The following is a 334-nucleotide window of genomic DNA, read 5'->3' on the forward strand; positions in this document are numbered from 1 at the left end:
TACGAACTTGCACCAAGAACTGAATTAATATACAGTCGTTGGTTTATAGTTTCCAATGTCTGAGTACATCCATTAATCGAAGTACTTATAGTACTAACCGCTGGTGTACTAACTAAACATGGAATGGCTGCATAAGCTGTGGTGGTAGGAGTTCCATTGATAACTAAATCCGATTGAACTTCTACAGTATAGGTTTTACCATAATTTAGAGGCAACCCTCCTGTAACACTAGTCAATCTGAAACTTGGTGAGGTTGACGTAGCATAATAATAGGTAGTGGGTGCAGTAGATAATGCTACTCTAAATCGATACAATTGTGTACCAAAAACGGTCG

Annotated in this window: 1 protein-coding gene; it reads right to left on the reverse strand. The window is 38.3% G+C overall.

The features are described from left to right. On the reverse strand, nt 1–334 hold a 334-nt coding region (locus tag ACSVH2_RS14140), incomplete at both ends, for a hypothetical protein (RefSeq protein ID WP_438093824.1).

The organism is Flavobacterium sp. RSB2_4_14 (assembly GCF_051547085.1).
Lineage (GTDB): Bacteria > Bacteroidota > Bacteroidia > Flavobacteriales > Flavobacteriaceae > Flavobacterium.